The organism is Gemmiger formicilis (genome assembly GCF_900167555.1).
Taxonomy (GTDB): Bacteria; Bacillota; Clostridia; order Oscillospirales; family Ruminococcaceae; genus Gemmiger; species Gemmiger formicilis.
Window position 1 is genome coordinate 37177 of the sequence record NZ_FUYF01000012.1, and the last position, 20983, is coordinate 58159.

General features: G+C 52.3%; 20 protein-coding genes and 3 tRNA genes. 18 read left to right on the top strand and 5 right to left on the bottom strand.

The window, feature by feature from the left end:
- Positions 1–7: 7 nt before the first annotated feature.
- The 4 genes from B5D32_RS10220 to B5D32_RS10235 all read right to left on the bottom strand — a co-directional run bounded on the left by B5D32_RS10220 (position 8) and on the right by B5D32_RS10235 (position 3198).
- Positions 8–901, bottom strand: a complete 894-nt coding sequence (locus tag B5D32_RS10220) for a BRO-N domain-containing protein (RefSeq protein ID WP_005938463.1) — start codon at positions 899–901, stop codon at positions 8–10.
- A 111-nt stretch (positions 902–1012) separates the two neighbouring features.
- A complete protein-coding gene (locus tag B5D32_RS10225) occupies positions 1013–2341 on the bottom strand; it encodes a relaxase/mobilization nuclease domain-containing protein (protein ID WP_078784932.1) in 1329 nt (442 codons plus the stop codon).
- The gene (locus B5D32_RS10230; RefSeq protein ID WP_078784933.1) at positions 2302–2631 is read right to left on the bottom strand and encodes a plasmid mobilization protein; all 330 of its coding nucleotides are present in this window, start codon (positions 2629–2631) and stop codon (positions 2302–2304) included. Before B5D32_RS10230 ends, B5D32_RS10225 begins: the two co-directional genes overlap by 40 nt.
- Positions 2632–2829: 198 nt before the next feature.
- On the bottom strand, positions 2830–3198 hold the full coding sequence (locus B5D32_RS10235) for a helix-turn-helix transcriptional regulator (RefSeq protein ID WP_005927725.1): 369 nt from the start codon (positions 3196–3198) through the stop codon (positions 2830–2832).
- 142 nt (positions 3199–3340) lie between these two features.
- On the opposite strand from B5D32_RS10235, the gene B5D32_RS10240 reads away from it, so the two are divergent.
- The 9 genes from B5D32_RS10240 to B5D32_RS10285 all read left to right on the top strand — a co-directional run bounded on the left by B5D32_RS10240 (position 3341) and on the right by B5D32_RS10285 (position 12155).
- Entirely contained in the window at positions 3341–3544 is a 204-nt protein-coding gene (locus tag B5D32_RS10240; RefSeq protein ID WP_078784979.1) for a helix-turn-helix domain-containing protein, read from the top strand.
- Positions 3522–4205 (top strand): response regulator transcription factor, encoded by a 684-nt coding sequence (locus B5D32_RS10245; protein WP_078784934.1) that lies wholly within the window; start codon positions 3522–3524, stop codon positions 4203–4205. Before B5D32_RS10240 ends, B5D32_RS10245 begins: the two co-directional genes overlap by 23 nt.
- 7 nt (positions 4206–4212) lie before the next feature.
- The gene (locus B5D32_RS10250; protein WP_078784935.1) at positions 4213–5448 is read left to right on the top strand and encodes a sensor histidine kinase; all 1236 of its coding nucleotides are present in this window, start codon (positions 4213–4215) and stop codon (positions 5446–5448) included.
- 63 nt (positions 5449–5511) lie between these two features.
- Positions 5512–6195, top strand: coding sequence for an ABC transporter ATP-binding protein (locus tag B5D32_RS10255; protein ID WP_078784936.1), 684 nt, complete (start codon positions 5512–5514; stop codon positions 6193–6195).
- Positions 6192–8546: an ABC transporter permease gene (locus B5D32_RS10260; RefSeq protein ID WP_078784937.1), complete on the top strand. Its 2355-nt coding sequence runs from the start codon at positions 6192–6194 to the stop codon at positions 8544–8546. Before B5D32_RS10255 ends, B5D32_RS10260 begins: the two co-directional genes overlap by 4 nt.
- Positions 8547–9128: 582 nt before the next feature.
- The gene (locus B5D32_RS10265; protein ID WP_078784938.1) at positions 9129–9560 is read left to right on the top strand and encodes a sigma-70 family RNA polymerase sigma factor; all 432 of its coding nucleotides are present in this window, start codon (positions 9129–9131) and stop codon (positions 9558–9560) included.
- A gap of 6 nt (positions 9561–9566) precedes the next feature.
- Positions 9567–9812 (top strand): helix-turn-helix domain-containing protein, encoded by a 246-nt coding sequence (locus tag B5D32_RS10270; RefSeq protein WP_078784939.1) that lies wholly within the window; start codon positions 9567–9569, stop codon positions 9810–9812.
- A gap of 355 nt (positions 9813–10167) precedes the next feature.
- Positions 10168–10347, top strand: coding sequence for a hypothetical protein (locus tag B5D32_RS10280; RefSeq protein WP_005927535.1), 180 nt, complete (start codon positions 10168–10170; stop codon positions 10345–10347).
- Positions 10348–10445: 98 nt separating this feature from the next.
- The gene (locus B5D32_RS10285) at positions 10446–12155 is read left to right on the top strand and encodes a recombinase family protein (RefSeq protein ID WP_078784940.1); all 1710 of its coding nucleotides are present in this window, start codon (positions 10446–10448) and stop codon (positions 12153–12155) included.
- A gap of 56 nt (positions 12156–12211) precedes the next feature.
- On the opposite strand, the gene B5D32_RS10290 is transcribed toward B5D32_RS10285, so the two are convergent.
- Positions 12212–12295, bottom strand: a tRNA-Leu gene (locus B5D32_RS10290).
- A 359-nt stretch (positions 12296–12654) separates the two neighbouring features.
- Here B5D32_RS10290 and B5D32_RS10295 point away from each other — a divergent pair.
- The 9 genes from B5D32_RS10295 to B5D32_RS10335 all read left to right on the top strand — a co-directional run bounded on the left by B5D32_RS10295 (position 12655) and on the right by B5D32_RS10335 (position 20952).
- Positions 12655–13545, top strand: coding sequence for a YitT family protein (locus B5D32_RS10295; protein ID WP_333493863.1), 891 nt, complete (start codon positions 12655–12657; stop codon positions 13543–13545).
- 93 nt (positions 13546–13638) lie between these two features.
- Positions 13639–14856, top strand: coding sequence for a SpoIVB peptidase (gene spoIVB / locus B5D32_RS10300; RefSeq protein ID WP_078784941.1), 1218 nt, complete (start codon positions 13639–13641; stop codon positions 14854–14856).
- A gap of 280 nt (positions 14857–15136) precedes the next feature.
- Positions 15137–15895 carry a sporulation transcription factor Spo0A gene (gene spo0A, locus B5D32_RS10305; RefSeq protein WP_078784942.1) on the top strand — a complete coding sequence of 253 codons (759 nt, stop codon included), beginning with the start codon at positions 15137–15139 and terminating at the stop codon, positions 15893–15895.
- 139 nt (positions 15896–16034) lie between these two features.
- A complete protein-coding gene (locus B5D32_RS10310) occupies positions 16035–17285 on the top strand; it encodes a nucleotide sugar dehydrogenase (protein WP_078784943.1) in 1251 nt (416 codons plus the stop codon).
- 162 nt (positions 17286–17447) lie between these two features.
- A tRNA-Phe gene (locus B5D32_RS10315) sits at positions 17448–17523 on the top strand.
- A 6-nt stretch (positions 17524–17529) separates the two neighbouring features.
- Positions 17530–17605: transfer RNA gene (locus B5D32_RS10320), tRNA-Gly, on the top strand.
- Between the two features lie 170 nt (positions 17606–17775).
- Positions 17776–18324, top strand: a complete 549-nt coding sequence (locus B5D32_RS10325) for an ECF-type riboflavin transporter substrate-binding protein (protein ID WP_078784944.1) — start codon at positions 17776–17778, stop codon at positions 18322–18324.
- Between the two features lie 83 nt (positions 18325–18407).
- A complete protein-coding gene (locus tag B5D32_RS10330) occupies positions 18408–20132 on the top strand; it encodes an ABC transporter ATP-binding protein (protein ID WP_078784945.1) in 1725 nt (574 codons plus the stop codon).
- Entirely contained in the window at positions 20122–20952 is an 831-nt protein-coding gene (locus tag B5D32_RS10335) for an energy-coupling factor transporter transmembrane component T family protein (protein WP_078784946.1), read from the top strand. The genes B5D32_RS10330 and B5D32_RS10335 overlap by 11 nt, the downstream gene beginning before the upstream one ends.
- The last annotated feature ends 31 nt before the right edge of the window (positions 20953–20983 follow it).

Below are 20983 nucleotides of genomic sequence, written 5' to 3' on the forward strand. Positions count from 1 at the left end.
TCATGTATCAGTCTTTATCTTTTTTCTCGGTGGGATTTTCCGGCAGTTCGGCGGCATCTTCTACAATGTCGGTCACAAGCTGCTGGAAGTCAAACGCATTCTTTTCTGTGATAACAGGCTTGCCTGTTTCCGCTTCAAGAGCCTGCCGCGCAATGCCGGCCACCTTGCCGCCGCGTTTGGCAACCTGCTTGTTTTCTTCAAAGGTCTGTGGCTTTGCAGTTTTGGAAATATCCGTGGTGGAGGCTTCCGCCAGCATGGTCAGCACAAGTTCCAAATCGGTCATATTGTCCCGGAGATTTTCTTTCGTCAGACCTTTCAGCCGCTTGTACTGCCCTGTGGTCATGCCAGACCATGCGCGGGAGATTTCATCGGTCAGGATAGCATACTCCTTGCCCTTTTGTACTCCGCGCTTCTTCCATTCATCCGTCAGTTCGTTTCGGATACGGATTGCCAAAAGCCGCTGGTGAATCCATTCTTCGGAGTAGCCTTTCTTCAAATAGGTATCAAGCGCACGGTCAATGGCCTGCTCCGGGTCGATTGTTTCCTCGATGCGTTCTTTGCCTACCATTGCCAGCCATGCCTTAAACGGTTCAGCTTTCGGAGATGGGATTGACTGGATGATGCGCAGGAGCTGTTCGGTGTTAGCAACATCCGTTTTGCGCTTTTTGCCGTCAGGAGCGGTCATTTTCAAACCATTACAATTTGTAATGGTTTCATTTCCTTCGTCTTTAAGACGCTTTTTTAGAACGCGCCAATAGTTCTGTGGGTCTGCGCTGTCAGTCAGAACAGCAATCACATCAACGATGGCAAAATACCATTCTTCCTTTTCTGCATCCCATGCAGTGCGGATTTTCTGATCTTCAAAAAGCTGGATAGAGCTGTTATCGTTCACTTCTGCCATAGAGGGTTCCTCGCTTTCGTTGTCTAAGTCTATTTTACATGATTTCGGGCGGAAACGCCACCCGGTCTAAGCGTTTGGAATTCAAAAATCCGAACAATATTTTGTGCAGATTTACCGTTCCTGCATCTGCTCCTTTCCCGGTGCTATCCGCAGAATGCCGTCCACATTCTGCTTTATGATGCCATACTCCTGCATCTGGCGTTTGATTTCGGCGTACTGCTGTTGCAGTTGCTTTTTCTGCTCGGTTAGTTGCTTATACTCGGCTTTCAGGGCGTAGAGGTCGGGCCGCTTTTGAAAGCCCTGCTCTTTCAGGGCCTTGGCCGCAGCTTCATAGAGAATCAGGGTGCCCTCGTGCCTGCGCCGGAATTGCTTTTTGTCAGCGGCCCGCTGGTATTCCTGCACCAGTGGACGCAGTTCCTTACAGGTGGTGACATCCTTTATCAGCACAGCCATTTCTGCAAGTCGGCGTTCGGCTGCTTTCAGCGCGGCGACAGCTTCGGTGCTGGCGGCGGTGATCTCGGCCACCCGGCTTTCCAAATCCGGGTAACTATCAATTTCATGCTCCGTCAGAAAGTTCAGCGTCCGGGCAGCCTGTTTCAGATTGTGGAGTTTTGCCCACTTCTCATACCCTGCGGACTGCTGGGCCTTAATGCTGTTCTCCAAATCAATCCGCAGCGAAATTTTGCGGTTTTCTTTGGGCTTCCGCTCCACGAACCGCCCTTTGATGCGCTCGGTGATGGCTTCCTCGGTGTAGGCTTCGCCCAGCGTTTTGCAGCGGGTGAACCGTTCCTGTCCGGGCGCACGGAACGACACATACTTGCCCCTTTTGACCTCATAGCTTTGCTCCTGCAGGAGCCGCAGAAAATCGTCAAAATCCTTGGCCTGCGGGATGGCTGCATCTATGGCGGCTTTCAGTTTTGCCTTCCAGCTCATGCCCTTGCGGTGTGCGTCCCACTCGGTATAGCTTTTACCCCGGTCTTGACCGGGGACCAACACAGACAGGCCGTGTTCCTTGCACAGACGGTCGCTGGTGCGCCGGATGTAGGCATAGCTCTGGCGATTGGAAACATACTTTCGTTGGTTCACCATGTCCACGGCGCAAAAGATGATGTGGTTGTGGACGTGCCCTTTGTCAATGTGTGTGGTCAGCACATACGGGTATTTGCCTTGCAGGACTTCATCTGCAAGCTGCCGGCCGATCTCGTGGGCCTGCTCCGGCGTGGTTTCTCCCGGCGCAAAAGACTGTATCAGGTGATGGGCCAGATTGTTGCCTTTCTGCATGGCCTGTGACAACAGCAGTTCAAATTCGATGTCGGCGGTTTCGTAGGAGCAGGCAAAGGAGGACACCAGCATTTTTTCGTCCGTCTTGGCCGGATTCTCGATGTAGTCCAATGCCTTTTTCAGCGTTGACTTGATAGGATGTATCTTTGTAACTGCCATATCTGCGCCAATGCTCCCTTGATGTCCGCAACGTCTTGTGTGTACAGCGGCCCCATGCTGTTCAGCCGCCGCGCGATCTGATTGACGTTGACACCAATCTTTTGCAGTTCGGCGGTTTGCGCCCGGATGTCGGTGGTGTCGATGTGGACAACATAACCATCTATCAGCATCTTCCGGGCGTAGGCAGAAAAATTCCGTGTGTTCAGCAGAGCCATCTTCTGCCGGATAAGTTCCTGTTCCTCCGGCGTCACGGGAACACGCAGAACAATTTTTCGGGTTCGATTCGTCATAGTTTCACCTCGTTTCTTGGGGGTCTGGGGTACTCCCCAGCAAGCATTTTTGCCGGGAGTGGCTACACTCCCTATGCTTGCTACGTTACCTTTCCCCACTACTATGACACCGCAACACCCCCGTTTTGCCCGCAAAATGCAAAAAAAAAAAAAAATAAGAGGATGCTTTTGCATCCTCTCAATGACCGTGCATGACAATCAGACACACACGGGCTCTTTTTCCTGTTCATGGATTCGTAAGGCACCGTCAATGGCACCTTCTACGATGGGCAAGTATTCTTCCGGGCAAAGCTGCAGCTTGTGGCTGACCCGCTGACGCTCTGCACTTTCTTCCCGCATAAGTTCCGGGTTGAAGTACCGTTCCACCGGCAGACCACATATTTTTATCAGCTGAATCACCACCGGCAAGCTGGGCAACGTGCCTTCGTTTTCGATGTTCGCAAGATACCGGCTGTCACAATGTATCATGTCGGCCAGCGCACTGCGGGAAAGCTGTTTTGCCTTTCGTGCTGCCTTGACATCCGCTCCGAACGTTTCAAAGCCGGGACAGTCCTCAATTTTTGCCATTCTGCATCACCCATATACATTTTATAGTTCATGGACGATTGGCGAAATGATGCAAACTGCATATATGCTAAACTTTATTGTTCATACTTTGTGCATTGTATTCTTCGAGCAAGCGAAATATAATAGAACTTGGAGGTGTGCTATGGATTACATGACCTTGAAAGAGACCGCCGAAAAGTGGAACGTAACACCTCGGCAAGTCAACTACCTGTGTTCAGCTGGACGCATTCCCGGTGCGGTAAAAATGGCCAGCGTTTGGCTGGTGCCAAAAAATGCTGATAAGCCGGTGGATGGCCGGACGAAACAGGGAAAGGAATTGAAAAATGCAGAAGATACTTTACGTTGAAGATGATTTAAGCCTGATTGATGGTTTGAAGTACACGCTGGAAAACAGCGGGTATTTTGTGGATAATGCCCGAACGGCAAGTGAGGCTTTGGCACGATTCAAGCAAGACACTTACGATTTATTATTGCTGGATGTTACACTTCCAGATGGAACCGGGTTTGATGTCTGCAAGGAAGTGCGTGCCATTTCAACCATTCCTATTATATTTCTGACGGCATCCGATCAGGAAATCAGCATTGTAAGAGGGCTTGATATAGGCGCGGATGACTATATCACAAAGCCGTTTAAGTTAAACGAATTGCTTTCTCGAATCAAAGCCATCCTCCGCCGTTCTCTGCAATTCTCCAAGGTAGCCGCTGTTTTGGAAGCAAACGGAATACGCATTGACACAGCAGAACGGCGCGTCTGGAAAAATGGAAAATCGCTTGACCTGCCATTGGTCGAGTATAAATTACTGTGCCTGTTCCTGCAAAATCCAAACCACCTTTTGTCCCGTGAACTTATTCTTGATAGAATGTGGGACGGGAATGGAAACTTTGTGGATGATAACACCTTGTCCGTCTATATCCGCAGGCTGCGGAACAAAATTGAGGACACCCCCAATCAGCCCAAGTTCCTATTGACGGAACGCGGAATTGGTTATAAGTGGGTCGTTGTGTGAGGAAAATATGGGAAAGTTCGGAAAAGAAACAAAGATTCTGCTGCTGGCCATTACCACAATCTGTGTAATTTCATTTTTATTGGCGACCGGAATTTCTTTTTTCTTAGCAAAAGGCTTTCAGCAGGAATTGTTGCTCCATGACTATGGCGTTTCCGGCTATCAGCTGAATCATACGGAAAAATTGCTGATTTCGGCATTCACAGCACAGCCCAACGAAAGTGATATTGCGCGTGGAAAAAATGCTTTAGCTTCCATTGGGTACAGCAGCGCAACTTCGATGCAGCTTTTGCCCATGGTTCAGAACTATCGCAATCAAACCATGTGGTGTCTGTTTTTGCTGTTGCTGTTCTCGTTTGGTACAATTTATTTTGCGCTATTTCTTTATCTGAACCGCCAGCATAAAGCAATCCGTGAAGCCGAGGGCAAAATCCGAGAATTTTTGGACGGAAATACAATGTCCCGAATTGAGTGCGCACAGGCTGGTGATTGGTACAGTTTGTTCCACAGCGTAAATGAAATGGCGGCTATTCTCTCGGCTCATGCAGAAAGTCAAAAACAGACGAAAGAGTTCTTACAATCCATCATTTCGGATGTGTCCCATCAAATCAAAACACCGCTGGCCGCATTAAAAATGTACCACGAAATCATTATCAGCCATAAAGAAGATTCTGAAACTGTGCAGAGTTTTTCCGAAAAATCGCAACGGGAAATCAAGCGGATGGAAGATGTTATCTATACTCTGCTGAAACTGGCACGGCTGGATGCCGGCATTATCCAGATGGAGAAAAACGAGGAAAACCTTTCCGTTCTTATGCAGGATGTGATGGAACGCTTTGAAACATGGGCCGAACAAGACCATAAAGAAATCGTTCTATCCGGCGGAAGCGATGTCACACTTGCTTGTGATGCGCTATGGATGTCGGAAGCCTTCGGAAATATCATTAAAAATGCGCTGGAACATACACGGCCGGGTGGTCACATTTCCGTGCAGTGGGCACGATCGCCGCTCATGACGCAAATTGTTATCTCGGATGATGGAATCGGCATTCATCAAGAGGACCTCTATAATATTTTCAAACGGTTTTACCGCAGCCGCTTTTCATCGGATGTCCATGGAGTAGGATTGGGGCTGCCGTTGGCAAAGTCCATTGTTGAGGCGCACGGAGGAACCATTTCTGTAAACAGCACGCTCGGCGCAGGAACCACTTTCACACTCAATTTTTTCAATCTTACAAAGGAGTAAGGCAGCGGTCATACGGAAGTAAGCCAAGGAAGCTATGCTAGGCTGCATAAGGAGGCATGAAATATGAACATTCTTGAAGTACAAAACTTATGCAAAACCTATGGCAAAGGGGAAGCTGCCGTTCAAGCTCTGCGCGATGTGACATTTTCTGTTCACAAAGGAGAATTTGTTGCGATTGTCGGTGAGTCCGGCTCCGGCAAAAGTACGCTGCTGAATGTTGTGGGGGCTTTGGATAACCCCACGGCGGGAAAAGTTTTGATTGATGGAAAAGATATTTTTTCTATGCCTGAAAAGAAACTGACTGTATTTCGTCGGCAGCATATTGGCTTTATCTTTCAGTCCTTCAACCTTATTCCTGAACTGAATGTAGAGCAGAACATCACTTTCCCGCTTCTGTTGGACTATAAGAAGCCAGATCAGAAATTTGTAAACGAACTGCTGCAAGTGCTGGGGCTGACCGAGCGCAGAAATCACTTGCCCAGCCAGCTTTCAGGTGGTCAGCAGCAACGAGTCGCGATTGGCCGGGCACTGGTTACCCACCCGGCTCTGATTATGGCCGATGAACCGACAGGAAACCTTGACAGCAAAAACAGTCAGGAGGTGATTGCTCTCCTGCAATCCATGTCGCAGAAATACCAGCAGACGATTTTAATGATTACCCATAATGAAAATCAAGCTGGGGCGGCTGATCGTGTTTTCCGTATGTCAGATGGGGTTCTGAAAGATTTGGGGGTGGCGTTACGGTGAAAAGCTATCTTGATCTGGTTCCTCAATATGAAAAAGTACATCGGAAGCAAAGCAAGATGTCCCGCATCTGTATCATTCTTGCCGTCTTTTTGGTGGCTGTTATGTTTGGGCTTGCAGATATGTACTTGCAGGGCATTACCCAAAAAGTGATGCAAGAAAATGGAGACTGGCATTATCAGATTACTTCCATTGATACCAAAACCTCTGATCTTATTGCGGCTCGGCCCGAAGTAGAAGTTTCTGGCTGGCATAGTACAATTTCCGCCGACGCAGGATATTCTATCAGCGGACAACCTATCGCAATTAGCGGGTTGGACGAAGATGTTTTTGGTGAAATTTATTTGGCTTCATTAGCAGAGGGGAAATATCCCAATGCAGCCAATGAAATTGCGGTGTCTTCTGTATTGAAAGAAAGCAATGATCTTGACTTAGGAAGCGTAATTGATTTGACCTGTCCTGACGGAAGCACTGTGAGTTTTTCTATTGTTGGTTTTTTTGATAATCCTGAAAAAGCAAGACTGATCGTCGGAAGCGAACAAAGTGTAATATTAGCACAAGAGGGATTTACCACTTTTATATCTGCTTCTAATAGCCCTGCTTCTGAAAAATATATTATTCAGCTTTCACAGCATTGCGATATGTCAAGTACAATCGAAAAGATAAAATCGCAATATTCCTTATCCGACGGGCAAATTGAAGCAAATATGAACCTGCTGAATATTGAGGGGCAGTTAGCAGGAAAAACAGGTGTAAACCAGATTTATTCAATCGCGCTTATCCTTTCAATCATTGTTATGCTGACGTGTATTTTAATGATTTCAAGTACCTTGAACAGTAATGTCACACAACGTACAGAGTTTTTTGGTATGCTTCGGTGTTTGGGGGCTACTAAAAAACAAATTATGAATTTTGTTCGGCTTGAGGGATTATACTGGTGCAAGACAGCCATTCCAGCAGGTGTAGCATTATCTATTGTTGTGGTTTGGGTAACATCTGCTGCTATGCGTAAAATCAGCCCGCAATGGTTTGCGTATATGCCAACATGGGGAATTAGTTGGATCAGTATTGCAGTAAGCGTATTGTTAGGACTTCTGACAGTGCTATTAGCGGCCCGTACTCCTGCAAAAAAGGCAGCAAAATCTTCCCCGTTAGAGGCTGTTTCAGGCAATGCACAACAAACAACTATGTTTCGTAAGGCTGCAAATACGAGCTTTTTTAAGATTGAAACCGCTATGGGCGTCCATCATGCCAAATCAAATAAGAAGAACTATGTCCTAATGACAGGTGCATTTGCAATTTGCATTGTATTATTTCTTACATTCAGCACGCTTGTAAATTTTATGCAAAATGCTTTTATGCCATCTGAATGGACACCAGAACTATCAATCGTTAGCGAAACAAATACTTGTTCCATTGACAGCGTTTTGTTAGAAAATATCAAGCAGAATGAAAATGTTAAGCGGGCGTATGGGCGTATGTTTGCCTATGATGTACCTGTAAACATTGACGGAAGTAACCACAAAGCAAATGTTATTTCGTATGAGGCAAATCAATTTAAGTGGTCTGCCGATTATTTGACAGCAGGTTCAATAAGTGTTGTAGAACAAGAAGAAAATCAGGTTTTGGTTGTGAATACTGAAAATACGGATGTTCGAGTTGGAGATGTGATAACTTTATCCATCAACGGCAAGGAACAAGCGGTGACGGTAGCCGGTATTCTGTCTGACAGTCCGTTGGCACGCGAGGAGGGAACGGAAACCATTTTCTGCTCTGAAAAGACCTTTGTTGCATTAACAGGGCAAACAGGATATACAATTATTGACGTCCAGTTTCAAAATGGAGCTTCTATTGAAGATGTGAAAGATATTGAAAATATTTTTACCGATGGTGGGGTGGTATTTACAGAGCAGCTTTCACAAGTTCAACAACAAAGAAACCTGTATTCTGCTTTCGCTGTACTTGTATATGGTTTTCTCTCGATCATTGTTGCGATAACCATTTTTCACATTATGAATACAATTAACATGGGCGTTATCGCAAAAACGAAACAATATGGGACAATGCGGGCAATCGGCATGAGTAATCAGCAACTCATAAAAATGATTGTTGCAGAAGCAATGACATACGCAGTAAGCGGTATAATTTTGGGCTGTATCATTGGACTTCCTATGCACTGGGTTGTTTTTGCAAGTCTCATAACGAATTTCTGGGGTACAGCATGGAGTATTCCTATCTTTCCGCTTGCATTGATAATTGGTATTGTGTTATTTACTTCTTTTCTTGCGGTACGAAGCCCCGCAAAACGTTTACATGATATGGCAATCGTAGACACCATTAAATCCCAACAATAATCATCATAATGGCTGGTCTGCCACATTTGTAGCAGGCCAGCTTCTTTACCCTTACAAATGAGTAAGATGGATTTCACTTCAAAGTAAGATTGAACCTGTAAAATACACATATAGAACAACCTGCCGCACGACGGCAAAAGAAAAAAAGTCGTCGTGTAGCAGGCATATCCGTGCGTCCATTTTTGACCGGCGGCTTTTGAGAAAATCAAGGCCGCCGGTTCTTTTTGCTTATCAAAGCGTTTCATCGTCCGTATGGCGGCCACTAGGAGGATGCCGCCATGCGCCTGATATTCTATCGAACGCCTAGCTTTGAACTGTCAAAAAAAGCCTTGCTCCCGCACAGGGTCAGCAGGGCTTTTACTATGTACTATACGATGTAGGTACTGCGCGTTTCGTGCTGCCATTATGCCCGGTTGACCGTTTTCGGTCTGCTGGGCTTTTCTATTGCCGCCTGAAAAGCTGCCTGTTTCAAAAATATTTTTGGAAATTTTCAAAAAAGCGGGCAGAATCGGGTGTTTCAGGTGTCATATTAGCGGAAAGGGAAAAATCCACCCGACATCCCCACGGAAAGGGGGTGAGAAGATGGAAGCTATCCCTCGCAACGATGGCGAACAGTACCGATTCGATGCGTTCTGCAAAGCGGTGCTGCGAAATGAGGCCCGGAACTATCACCGAAATAAGAAACGTCTGCTTGACCGTGAAAAGTCATTCAGCGTTCTTTCGTTGGAAGAACTGGGGCAGCTCACGAGTGTAGACCATTATCCAAGTGAAGAATTTGTATTTTCATCCTACGGCTGTGATCTGCACATCGACAATGAACTTGTTGCCAATGCGTTTGCCGCTCTGCCAAAGCAAGAACAGAGCATTCTGATTCTGTTTTGCGTTCTGGAACTGGGCGATGGCGAGATTGGCGACCTCATGGGACTGTCCCGGAGTGCTGTACAGCGCCACCGGACAAAAACGCTGAACGAGCTGCAAAAAAAGCTAAAGGCGCACTTGCCGGAGGGAGGTTAGGCGTAAATGAACTCCTATGAACACACGAGCAGAGAGTTTTTACCGCTCTCGGTGATTCGCTCTGCCTGCGCTGGGGACACCGATGCAGTTGAACAGGTTTTGCGACATTACAGAGGTTATATCAACAAGCTCTGTACAGGCATTCTCTATGACAAGCACGGTCAGCCTCATGTGTGCATAGACGAGTACATGAAACGCCATCTGGAAATCAAACTGATTTCTTCTATTGTAACCAAAGCCGAAACGGGCTGACCCTTTCCACGTTTCGGGACAGCACCTTGAAAAATATGCCCGCAGGACAATGGCGGTGCATCATAGGGCAAACGGATACGTTGCTGTCTGTATCGAGCCGGACGGCGGGTGCGCCACGATGCTTTTCTCTGAAAAGTGGAGCGATCACCACCACGCCGCAATGCAAGCGCGGCTGCTTGCGGGCCATGACATACAGGCAGGCTGATACTCCCTTACCGTCAAAGTCCGAGCGTTCAGAGCGTCGCAGGCAATGAGTAGGGCTGCATGAGGAATGCAGGGGTGAGATTCCCGTGGGTTGCTGCCAGCAGCCATCCGTTGGCTCATTTTTTGATTTTTAAGAAAGGGGATTTTTACGATGCAAGCGAAAAAGACAAACCCGGAAAAAACAAAAAATCCAGAGATGCTTACTCTGGATTCGACTTATCGTATTGGCAATCGCTCCTTTATCGTTGAGCCGGTGTTCAAAGAAGAAAGTTCCCAGACCTTAGGAGAAGTTCTTCTCCGGCTGATGAAATCCGAAAGCGAAAAATTATAATGACCTTTCGGGAGGCAGCGGACAGAGAAAGCGGATTGTGTTATAATATAGGTGTACAAGTGAATTTGCTATTCGACTGTCCCAAGAAAGGAGCGAGTATGAAACAGTCGAGTAACAAGAAATCCCGTGAAGCAACCGCTTTTCTCTATGAGCGTCTTTCCCGTGATGATAATTTGGAGGGCGAGAGTTACAGCATCGGCAACCAAAAGAAACTGCTCACCAAAGTTGCAAAGGAAAAAGGCTATACCAATCTGGTTCACTTTCTGGATGATGGCATTTCCGGCGTGACCATGAACCGTCCCGGTTTCGTTGAAATGATGCAGCAACTTGAACAAGGGAAAGCCTCCGCTGTGTTCGTCAAAGACCTTTCCCGTCTGGGCCGAAACTATATCGAGGTCGGGCGGCTGACAGAAGAATTTTTCCCGGACCATGACATCCGACTTGTTGCCGTTTCGGACAACATCGACACGGCCGAGGGAGAAAATGAACTGGCACCCATCCGAAACCTGTTCAATGAGTGGTATGCCCGCGACATCAGCAAGAAACGCCGTATCAGTAATAAAATCAAAGGCAACTCCGGCGAACCGATGGGGCTTCCTCCCTATGGATATATCAAGGACCCGAACAATCCCAAGCATTGGGTCATTGATGAAGAAGCTGCACAAGTTGTCCGGCGCATTTTTGATATGACGTTGGAGGGCTTTGGCACGGAACAGATTGCCACCCAGTTTGAAAAGGAAGGCATCCTGACGCCGCAGGCCTACTGGATTCAGAAAGGCATCGGCCGTCCCGGAAAGACCAAGACGCGCCCCGCCACCAAGTGGAATGGCTCCACGATTACCCATCTTCTGTACCAGCAGGAGTATTGTGGTGATGTTCTGAACTTCAAAACCTACTCCAAGTCCTACAAGAACAAGAAGCGGATTCATAACGACCCGGAAAATTGGGTGGTGTTCCAAGATGTTCACGAACCCATTATTGAACGTGCCGTGTTTGAGCAGGTACAGCAGAAACGCGGAAAAATGCGCAAACGCCGTACCAGCAACGGAGAACACAATATGTTCTCTGGCTTACTTGTCTGCGCAGACTGCGGCTGCAATCTGCACTTCCACTTCAATCAGGGCAACCCGGAAATCAAGTATTTCAACTGCTCCAACTACAAGGGCAACCGTGGCACCTGCCAATCCACCCATTACATCCGTGTGGATTTTCTGGAAGAAGTGGTGCTGGGCGAGATTCAGCGGCTGACCAAGTTTGCCAGCCTCTATGAGGACGACTTTTTGAAGGCTGTTATCGGGCACTCCCAGCAGGCAGACGAAGCCGACCGCAAGCTGAAAGAGAAAGAGTTGAAAGCACTCCTTGCCCGTGATGAAGAACTGGACGGCCTCTTTGAGCGCATCTATGAGGACAACGTTTCCGGCAAAATCTCTGATGAACGCTTTTCCAGAATGTCCCGGAGATATGAGGACGAGCAAAAGGAGCTGACCGAGAAAATCAAACAGCTCCGCTCCGAAATCGAAAAGCAGAGCAGCCGCACCATGACAACGGATATGTTCATCCGTCTGGTTCGCAAGTACACCAGAGCGAAAAAGCTGACACCCCGGATGCTGAACGAACTGGTGGAAAAAATCGAAGTGTTCAATGCAGAAAAGGTCAACGGTGTATGGGAGCAGCGGCTCCGCATTCACTACAACTGCGTGGGCACCATCGAGATTCCAAGCGCACTTCCTTTACCGACACCCGATGTGTCGGTGAATACAAGAAAAGGCGTAGTTGTGAACTACGCCCCCTGTGATGTCGCTATTTAGCAAATAAAAAATGACGAATGTTCTTTGACAGCTAAATGCTGTAAGAACATTCGTCATGGTGCGGCTAACAGGACTTGAACCTGCACGTCGTGGACACTGGACCCTAAAACCAGCGCGTCTGCCAATTCCGCCATAGCCGCATAACAAAATTAGTATACGTTTTTTTGTGCGGTTTGTCAATGGCAAAACCGTATTGACACGGGCATCCGTTTTAATATAGGGCAATACCGCATAATTCTAAGTGCCGATACGGCGAGCGAGGTGCGGCAGCTGCTAAGCCAAAAGCGCAGATAATACTTTGTGTATTATCGAGCATTTTGGCAACGCAGATGCCGTGCCGCAGCTGCCGGAGCGGTGCTTAAGCCGTAAGGCGGGAATTATGCGGTGTTGCCATAGGAAGGCTTGCGCACAATTTACGTTTTATCTATGGACGTGTGCCCCTGCTGTACGGTATACTATAGGCAAACCGCCTGCCAGCCTGTGACCACGGAGGTAGACCTTGAAAAAGAACATCCTAGCCAAGCTCTCGCCCTTCCATTTTTTGATGCTGCTGATCGCAGGCATCATCAATGCTATCGGTGTAACGCTGTTTATTGCGCCGGTACAGCTGTACGACAGCGGCATCTCCGGCACATCCATCCTGCTCTCCCAGCTGACGCCGGACTATCTTTCGCTGTCCTTCTTCCTGATCCTGCTCAACATCCCGCTGCTGCTGTTCGGCTTCAAGCGGCAGGGGGCGGTGTTCTCGATTTACGCCATCTTTACGGTCTGCGTCTACTCGGTGGCGGCCTGGCTCATCACCGATGTGCTGCCCATCGACGTCAGCATTGCCTCGCCGCTGGCGGGCACGGATTTGTTTTTGTGTGCGCTGTTCGGCGGCATCATCTCGGGCGTTGGCAGCGGCCTGGCCATCCGCTACGGCGGCGCGATGGACGGCATTGAGGTCGTCGCCGTCATCTTTGCAAAGCCGCTCGGGCTGTCCGTCGGTACATTTGTGCTGATTTACAACGTGCTGCTGTACATGATCTGCGGCATCGTCATGGGCAGCTGGATACTGCCGCTCTACTCCATCGTCACCTACGCGGCGGGCTCCAAGACCGTAGACTTCATCGTGGACGGCCTTGACAGCGCCAAGGCTGCCATGATCATCACGACCCACCCGGACGAGATCGCCCGCGCCGTGTCGGAGGAATTCGGCACGGGTCTGACCATCATAGACGCTCACGGCTTCTACTCGGACACGCCCAAGACGGTGCTGTACGTTGTGGTCAACCGCTTCCAGACCGTCAAGCTCAAGACGCTGGTCAAGGGTGTCGACGCAAACGCCTATATGGCCATCAGCCCGGTGGCCGACCTGCTGCACGGCAGCAAGGAAGAAGAAACCGCCTGACCCAAGCCCCCTGCATCCCCGCGATGCAGGGGGCTTTTTGTGACATAATCCGCGGACTGCCTGCACATTCTAATCCCAAAGCGAGGGATGAATATGCACCGACACAAATTTTTACGGCATGCGGCGGCTGTCCTGGCGGCAGCGGCCCTGCTGGCGGCCGTGGTACTGGCGGGCCTGGCGGCGGCTCTGCCGGATACACTTTACACCGACGGCCCGGCGGCGGAGCTGGAAATTGCCTCGATGCCCTACCTGACCGTAAAAAAGCGGCAGGGGAGTGTGGCCGCGGACAGCACGACGCCTGACACAAGCGCCAACGTCACGCTGACGCTGTTCGGCACGCTGCCGGTCAAGACCGTGCGTGCCGTCAGCACCGAGCGGCGCACCGTGCAGGTCTGCGGGACACCGTTCGGCGTCAAGATGTTCTCCGACGGGGCGCTTGTCGTGGCGTTCTCGGATCGCTACACGGTGCTGGGCAGCGAGAACCCCGCCAAGGCAGCCGGGCTGCGGCTGGGCGATTTGATCGTCTCCGCCAACGGCAGGCCGGTACGCAGCAACGAGGACCTGACCGCGGCCATTCAGGCGGCGGGCGGCGCACCCCTGACCGTGGTGTACCGGCGCAGCGGTGCCCGGCACACGGCGACGCTGACCCCGACGGCGGACGAAAGCGGTCACTACAAGGCGGGCGTCTGGGTGCGGGACTCGGGCGCGGGCATCGGCACCATGAGCTTTGTGGACCCGCAGCGCGGCACATTCGCGGGGCTGGGGCATTCCATCAGCGATGCCGACACAGGTGCGGATCTGACGCTGCTCTCCGGGGAAATCGTCCCGGTGACGATTACCGGCTGCATCCGCGGCGCAGCGGGCAGCCCGGGCGAGCTGCGCGGGGAGTTCGCCGCCGCGCCAGCCGGAACCGTGTTGGCCAACGATGCCGCCGGGGTCTACGGCAGCTACACCGGCAGCTGCACCGCCCCGGCACTGCCCGTGGCAAATTTGCAGGAGGTCACGCCCGGCGAGGCCGAGCTGTGGACCACTGTGCTGGGCACGACGGCGCAGCCCTATACGATTCAGGTCGAGCGTGTGACGATGACCGGCAGCGACCCGAACCGAAATCTGCTGATCCGCGTGACGGACAAGCGCCTGCTTGACGCCACCGGCGGCGTAGTGCAGGGCATGAGCGGTTCGCCCATCGTGCAGAATGGCCGTCTGGCGGCAGTGCTTACACATGTGCTGGTGAACGATCCGAGCAGGGGCTACGCAATCTTTGCAACAACCATGCTGGAAAAAGCGGATGCTGTCGCCAGCAGCAAATGAGCGCCGAAAGTGGGACGCATCGGACGAAAAAGCGGGACTGCTGACCGACAACAAAAACCACGAAAAGAATAAAATGATGTTGATACGTGTACTATTTTGCCGATGACTGACGAATTATAGAAAAAATTGTCGAACGAAAATTTCGGGAAATAACAATAAACAGCGGGAAATCTATTGATAAATGTGGGAAAATATGGTAGAATTCCCAATGTAAACAGAAACCGAGCGAAGTTTACGCGCGGGGTACGCGCAGCTCAAAATGTATGGAGGATATGTGACGATGGAAAAGATCAAATTTGTAATGACCGACACGGACACGCAGGTGTCCGCTGTGTGCCGCCGTGCGCTGGAAGCCAAAGGCATTGCCGTGACCGTCTGTGAGAAAAACGGCACCAAGGCCCTGGAAACCCTTCTGGCCGTTCATCCGCAGGCCGTTCTGCTGGATGCGTTCATGCCGGACCTGGACGCGATCACGGTCAAGCAGCGCTACGAGGCCCAGAACACCAGCAGCACCCACACGACGTTCTTCGTCACGGGGGCATTCCAGAGCGAGGAGATGGAGCAGGAACTTCTTGACAGCGGGTTCTCGTTCTTCTTCGTCAAGCCGTTTGACGAGTCGGTCCTCGTCAGCCGTGTGCTGAAGGCGGCGGGCAACACGATGCGCCCGCAGGTCGTCTCGCAGGACAGCGATGAGCTGACCGTGACGGAAATTCTGCACCAGATCGGCGTACCCGCGCACATCAAGGGTTACCAGTTCCTGCGCGACGCCATTCTGCTGACGATCTCCGACCACGGGTACATCAACGCCGTGACCAAGCGGCTTTATCCCGAAATCGCCAAGCGCAACATGACCACGGCCAGCCGCGTCGAGCGCGCGATCCGCCACGCCATCGAGGTCGCCTGGGACCGCGGCGACGTGGACACGCTGAACAGCTACTTTGGCTATACGATCCACAACCTGCGCGGCAAGCCGACGAACAGTGAATTTATTGCCATGATAAGCGATAAAATTCGTCTGGACAAAAAGCGGCATGCGTAAACTGCCAGCCGCCCGGTTGCCACACTCCCAACTTCGTGTTATAATACATTTATTATAAGGCAATACCAAAACAAAAGCACCGCAGGATGCACACTGCGTCCGCCGGTGCCGCCAAAATAACACGGAGAAGGAATCGGCTATGGACAAAATGCTTAAAATTGCGGTTGCGGGAACGGGCTATGTGGGACTTTCCATTGCAACGCTGCTGGCGCAGCACCACGAGGTCTGCGCGATTGACGTGATCCCGGCCAAGGTCGATCTCATCAACCGGCGCAAATCTCCGATCCGGGACGAATACATTGAAAAATACCTGGCCGAAAAGGAACTGAAACTGACCGCCACGCTTGACCCGGCACAGGCGTACAGCGGCGCTGACTTTGTCGTCATCGCCGCGCCTACAAACTACGACAGCCGCACCCAGCACTTTGACACCTCGGCTGTCGAGGCGGTCATTCAGCTTGTCATGCAGTACAACCCCAACGCCGTCATGGTCATCAAGTCGACGATTCCCGTGGGCTACACGGTGTCGGTGCGCGAAAAATTCGGCAGCAGCAACATCATCTTCAGCCCCGAGTTCCTGCGCGAGTCTAAGGCGCTCTACGACAACCTTTACCCGAGCCGCATCATTGTCGGCACTGACCTGAACGACCCGCGCCTGGTGGAGGCCGCGCACACCTTTGCGGCACTGCTGCAGGAGGGAGCTATCAAGGAGAACATCGACACGCTGTTCATGGGCTTCACTGAGGCCGAGGCTGTCAAGCTGTTTGCCAACACCTATCTGGCGCTGCGCGTGGCGTACTTCAATGAGCTGGACACCTACGCCGAGAGCAAGGGTCTGAATACCCAGCAGATCATCGACGGTGTCTGCCTTGACCCGCGTATCGGCAGCCACTACAATAATCCCAGCTTCGGCTACGGCGGCTACTGCCTGCCCAAGGATACCAAGCAGCTGCTGGCCAACTATGCCGATGTGCCCGAAAAGCTGATCGAGGCCATTGTTGACAGCAACCGCACCCGCAAGGACTTTATCGCGGATCGTGTGCTGAAGCTGGCCGGGTACTACGGCTACGCCGACGAGAATGAGTATGATGCCGGCAGGGAAAAGCCCGTGACCATCGGCGTCTACCGCCTGACGATGAAGAGCAACAGCGATAACTTCCGCCAGAGCTCGATTCAGGGTGTCATGAAGCGCATCAAGGCCAAGGGGGCGACGGTCATCATCTATGAGCCGACGCTGAAGGATGGCGAGACCTTCTTTGGCAGTGTTGTCGTCAACGACTTGGACAGGTTCAAGGCACAGTCGCAGGCCATTCTGGCAAACCGCTATGACAAATGCCTGGACGACGTAAAGGAAAAGGTCTACACGCGCGACATCTTCCGCCGCGATTGACCGCGTTTGCCATGCTGTTTATGCAGCTGCGCCGCGCCCCGATGACCCGGGGCACGGCAGCAGCTGCTTTATTTTTTTGAAATTCAGGCAAAATCCGGCAGAAAATTGTAAAAACGCGCTTGACAGATGTCCCTCCTTCGTGTATAATCATACCTGTTGTTTGCCTCTGTAGCTCAGTCGGTAGAGCAGGGGACTGAAAATCCCCGTGTCATTGGTTCGATTCCGATCGGAGGCACCATTTTATGCGGCCGTAGCTCATCTGGTAGAGCGCCACCTTGCCAAGGTGGAGGTAGCGAGTTCGAGCCTCGTCGGCCGCTCCACTTTTGACCACCCTTCGGGGTGGTTTTTTTGTGCCGAAATCTCACCAAAATAGTGCATACCTCGACTTTTGCCCATTGACAGCGGCACTTTTATAACAGTATACTTAAACTGTTCTTTTGCGAAAGCGGAAGAACGATTTGCGGTATAGTAATAAAAGGAGTGCGGAATCATGAAAAACTCGAACAGTAAAACCTTCGTTGCCGTCGGCATCGGCGCAGCCCTGTTCTTTGTTCTGGGGCGCTTTGTCGCTATCCCCAGCCCGGTGCCCAACACCAACATCAGCCTGCAGTACGCGGTGCTCGGTCTGCTGGCCGCCATGTACGGCCCTGTGGCCGGCGCCCTGATCGGCTTCATCGGCCATGCCCTCATCGACCTGTCCTGGGGCGGCATCCCGTGGTGGAGCTGGGTCATCGCCTCCGCCTTCACCGGCGTGGTCGTCGGCCTGTTTGCCAAGAAGCTGAATGTGCAGGAGGGCGACTTCAACAAGCGTAAGGTTGCCACCTTCGCCATTGCCAATGTCGCGGCCCATGCCATTGCCTGGATCGTCGTTGCGCCTGTGCTGGACATCCTGATCTACGCCGAGCCCGCCAAAAAGGTCTTTGCACAGGGCGCGTTTGCCGCTGTGTCCAACATCATCACGGCTGTCGTCGTCGGCGGCCTGCTGATTCTGGCCTACACCAAGACCATCGCCAAGAAGGGTTCTCTGGACAAAGAGTGATCCGCTGTTAAACCCGTATGCCTTCCCACAAACGCGGGAAGGCATTTTGCTGTTCCACCACAATTTCCCCTGCGAGGTGCCGTATGGCTGAAACGAGAACCCCGATCATATCCTTCAAAAATTTTTCCTTCCAATATCGCGCCCAGAAGCAGCCCACGCTGCATGACATCAATCTGGACATCTACCCCGGGGAGCGCGTGCTGATCGCCGGGCCGTCCGGCAGCGGCAAGTCCACGCTGGCGGCCTGCATCAACGGCCTGAACCCGTTCTCCTACCCCGGCGAGTGCACGGGCACGCTGACTGTGGACGGCGTGGACGCGCCCCACAGCAGTATTTTTGAGCTGGCGGGCCACGTCGGCACGGTGCTGCAGGACCCGGACGGCCAGTTCATCGGCTTGACGGTGGGGGAGGACATCGCCTTTGCGCTGGAAAACAGCTGCACCCCGCAGGACGAAATGCACGAGATCACCCGCCGCGCCGCCGAGTTGGTCGGAATCGAGAACCACCTCGACTACGCTCCGCACGAGCTTTCCGGCGGCCAGAAGCAGCGTGTCAGCCTCGCGGGCGTCATGGTCGACGAGGTGAAGATTTTACTGTTCGATGAGCCGCTGGCAAACCTTGACCCGGCCACGGGCAAGCAGGCCATTGAGCTGATCGACACGATCCAGCAAAAGACCGACACGACGGTCCTCATCATTGAGCACCGCCTTGAGGACGTGCTCTGGCGCAGCGTGGATCGCATTGTGCTGGTCAACGAGGGCCGCATCCTGGCCGACCTGCGCCCCGACGAGCTGCTGTCCGGCGCACTGCTGGCAGAAAACGGCATCCGTGAGCCGCTTTACGTCACGGCCATGCGGTATGCGGGCATTGACATCACGCCCGCCAAGCACCCCGCCCACGTTGACTCTGTCGTGCTGGATGATGCCGATACCGAGAAGCTGCGCGCCTGGTTCCGCGCCGAGCCGCTGCCCGCGACCAAGCCTGCCCCGACCCCGCTACTGGAGGTCAAGGGTCTGTCCTTCGGCTACAGCAAGGACCAGCACACCCTGTCTGACGTGAGCTTCACGATTGGAAAAGGGGAGATGGTCAGCATCGTGGGCCGCAACGGCGCGGGCAAGTCAACGCTCTCCAAGCTGATCTGCGGCTTTGAGACGCCCGACAGCGGTGAAATTTTCTTTGACGGAAAAGACCTGAAAGATGAAAACATCCGCCGCCGCGCCAGGCATATCGGCTATGTCATGCAGAACCCGAACCAGATGATCTCCAAGACGATGATCTTTGACGAGGTCGCGCTGGGCCTGCAGGGCAGCGGCCTGACCGATGCTGAGATTCGCGCCAGGGTCGAGGACACGCTGAAGGTCTGCGGTTTGTACCCATTCCGCAACTGGCCCATCTCGGCGCTGAGCTTCGGCCAGAAAAAGCGCGTGACCATCGCCAGCGTGCTGGTGCAGGACCCCGAGCTTATCATTCTGGACGAGCCGACGGCGGGCCAGGATTTCCGACATTACACCGACATTATGGAGTTCCTGCGCGGGCTGAACGCCAAGGGTGTGACCGTGGTCATGATCACCCACGACATGCACCTGATGCTGGAATACACGCCGCGGGCGCTGGCCTTTTGCGACGGGCGGCTCATTGCGGACCGCAGCGCGGCGGCCATCCTCTGTGACCCGGCGCTGATCGAGCAGGCGGCCTTGAAGGAGACGAGCCTTTACACGCTGGCCAACCGCTGCGGCATCACGCCCGCCGAGAAATTTGTGGAGCGCTTTATCGCGGCAGACAGGGAGGTGCGCGCCGATGGCTGCTAATACCGTTTTGAACTATATACCGCGCAAAAGCGTGGTACACGACCTGACCGGCACGACAAAGCTGGCGTTCTTTCTGCTGTTTACCTTCGCCAGCATGATCACCTACAACACCTGGGTGCTGCTGGGGCTGATGGCCGTCAGCCTTGCGGTGTTCAGGCTCAGCCACATCAAGCTGCGCGAGGTTCGTTTCATGCTGGTCTTTATGCTGGTGTTCCTCGCGCTGAACGACCTGTTCATCTTCCTGTTCGACCCGAACCAGGGCACGGCGCTCTACGGCACCCGCACGGTGCTTTGCCACTTGCTCTGGCGGTACGACCTGACCGCCGAGCAGCTGTTCTATATGTTCAACATCTCGCTGAAATATTTTGTCGCGCTGCCGGTGGCCATTCTGTTCATCTCGGCCACGAACCCCAGTGAGTTCGCCGCCAGTCTGAACAGCATCGGCATCTCATACAAGGTCGGCTATTCCGTCGCCATTGCGCTGCGGTACATTCCGGATATTCAGCGCGATTACCACAGCATCAGCCAGGCACAGCAGGCCCGCGGCGTCGAGCTGGGCCGCAGCGAGCCGTTCTTCAAGCGCCTGAAGAACTCGGTCAGCATCCTGCTGCCGCTGATTCTGACGAGCTTGAACCGCATCGACACGATCTCCAACGCCATGGAGCTGCGCGGCTTCGGCAAGCATGACAAGCGCACCTGGTACACACGCCGCCCCTTTGCCCGCCGCGATTTTATCGCGCTGGCAGTCGGCGTCGTGCTGCTGCTCATCAGCCTGACCGTGACGATCAGGTTTGGGCGGTTTTATAATCCGTTTGTGTAAAAAACGAAAATTGCGCCCCTGCAGAAAACAG

Excerpts from the sequence above, each read along its gene's own strand:
- B5D32_RS10220 (WP_005938463.1), bottom strand. The coding sequence starts at position 901 with ATGGCAGAAGTGAACGATAACAGCTCTATCCAGCTTTTTGAAGATCAG.
- B5D32_RS10225 (WP_078784932.1), bottom strand. The coding sequence starts at position 2,341 with ATGGCAGTTACAAAGATACATCCTATCAAGTCAACGCTGAAAAAGGCA.
- B5D32_RS10230 (WP_078784933.1), bottom strand. The coding sequence starts at position 2,631 with ATGACGAATCGAACCCGAAAAATTGTTCTGCGTGTTCCCGTGACGCCG.
- B5D32_RS10235 (WP_005927725.1), bottom strand. The coding sequence starts at position 3,198 with ATGGCAAAAATTGAGGACTGTCCCGGCTTTGAAACGTTCGGAGCGGAT.
- B5D32_RS10240 (WP_078784979.1), top strand. The coding sequence starts at position 3,341 with ATGGATTACATGACCTTGAAAGAGACCGCCGAAAAGTGGAACGTAACA.
- B5D32_RS10245 (WP_078784934.1), top strand. The coding sequence starts at position 3,522 with ATGCAGAAGATACTTTACGTTGAAGATGATTTAAGCCTGATTGATGGT.
- B5D32_RS10250 (WP_078784935.1), top strand. The coding sequence starts at position 4,213 with ATGGGAAAGTTCGGAAAAGAAACAAAGATTCTGCTGCTGGCCATTACC.
- B5D32_RS10255 (WP_078784936.1), top strand. The coding sequence starts at position 5,512 with ATGAACATTCTTGAAGTACAAAACTTATGCAAAACCTATGGCAAAGGG.
- B5D32_RS10265 (WP_078784938.1), top strand. The coding sequence starts at position 9,129 with ATGGAAGCTATCCCTCGCAACGATGGCGAACAGTACCGATTCGATGCG.
- B5D32_RS10270 (WP_078784939.1), top strand. The coding sequence starts at position 9,567 with ATGAACTCCTATGAACACACGAGCAGAGAGTTTTTACCGCTCTCGGTG.
- B5D32_RS10280 (WP_005927535.1), top strand. The coding sequence starts at position 10,168 with ATGCAAGCGAAAAAGACAAACCCGGAAAAAACAAAAAATCCAGAGATG.
- B5D32_RS10285 (WP_078784940.1), top strand. The coding sequence starts at position 10,446 with ATGAAACAGTCGAGTAACAAGAAATCCCGTGAAGCAACCGCTTTTCTC.
- spoIVB (WP_078784941.1), top strand. The coding sequence starts at position 13,639 with ATGCACCGACACAAATTTTTACGGCATGCGGCGGCTGTCCTGGCGGCA.
- spo0A (WP_078784942.1), top strand. The coding sequence starts at position 15,137 with ATGGAAAAGATCAAATTTGTAATGACCGACACGGACACGCAGGTGTCC.
- B5D32_RS10310 (WP_078784943.1), top strand. The coding sequence starts at position 16,035 with ATGGACAAAATGCTTAAAATTGCGGTTGCGGGAACGGGCTATGTGGGA.
- B5D32_RS10325 (WP_078784944.1), top strand. The coding sequence starts at position 17,776 with ATGAAAAACTCGAACAGTAAAACCTTCGTTGCCGTCGGCATCGGCGCA.
- B5D32_RS10330 (WP_078784945.1), top strand. The coding sequence starts at position 18,408 with ATGGCTGAAACGAGAACCCCGATCATATCCTTCAAAAATTTTTCCTTC.
- B5D32_RS10335 (WP_078784946.1), top strand. The coding sequence starts at position 20,122 with ATGGCTGCTAATACCGTTTTGAACTATATACCGCGCAAAAGCGTGGTA.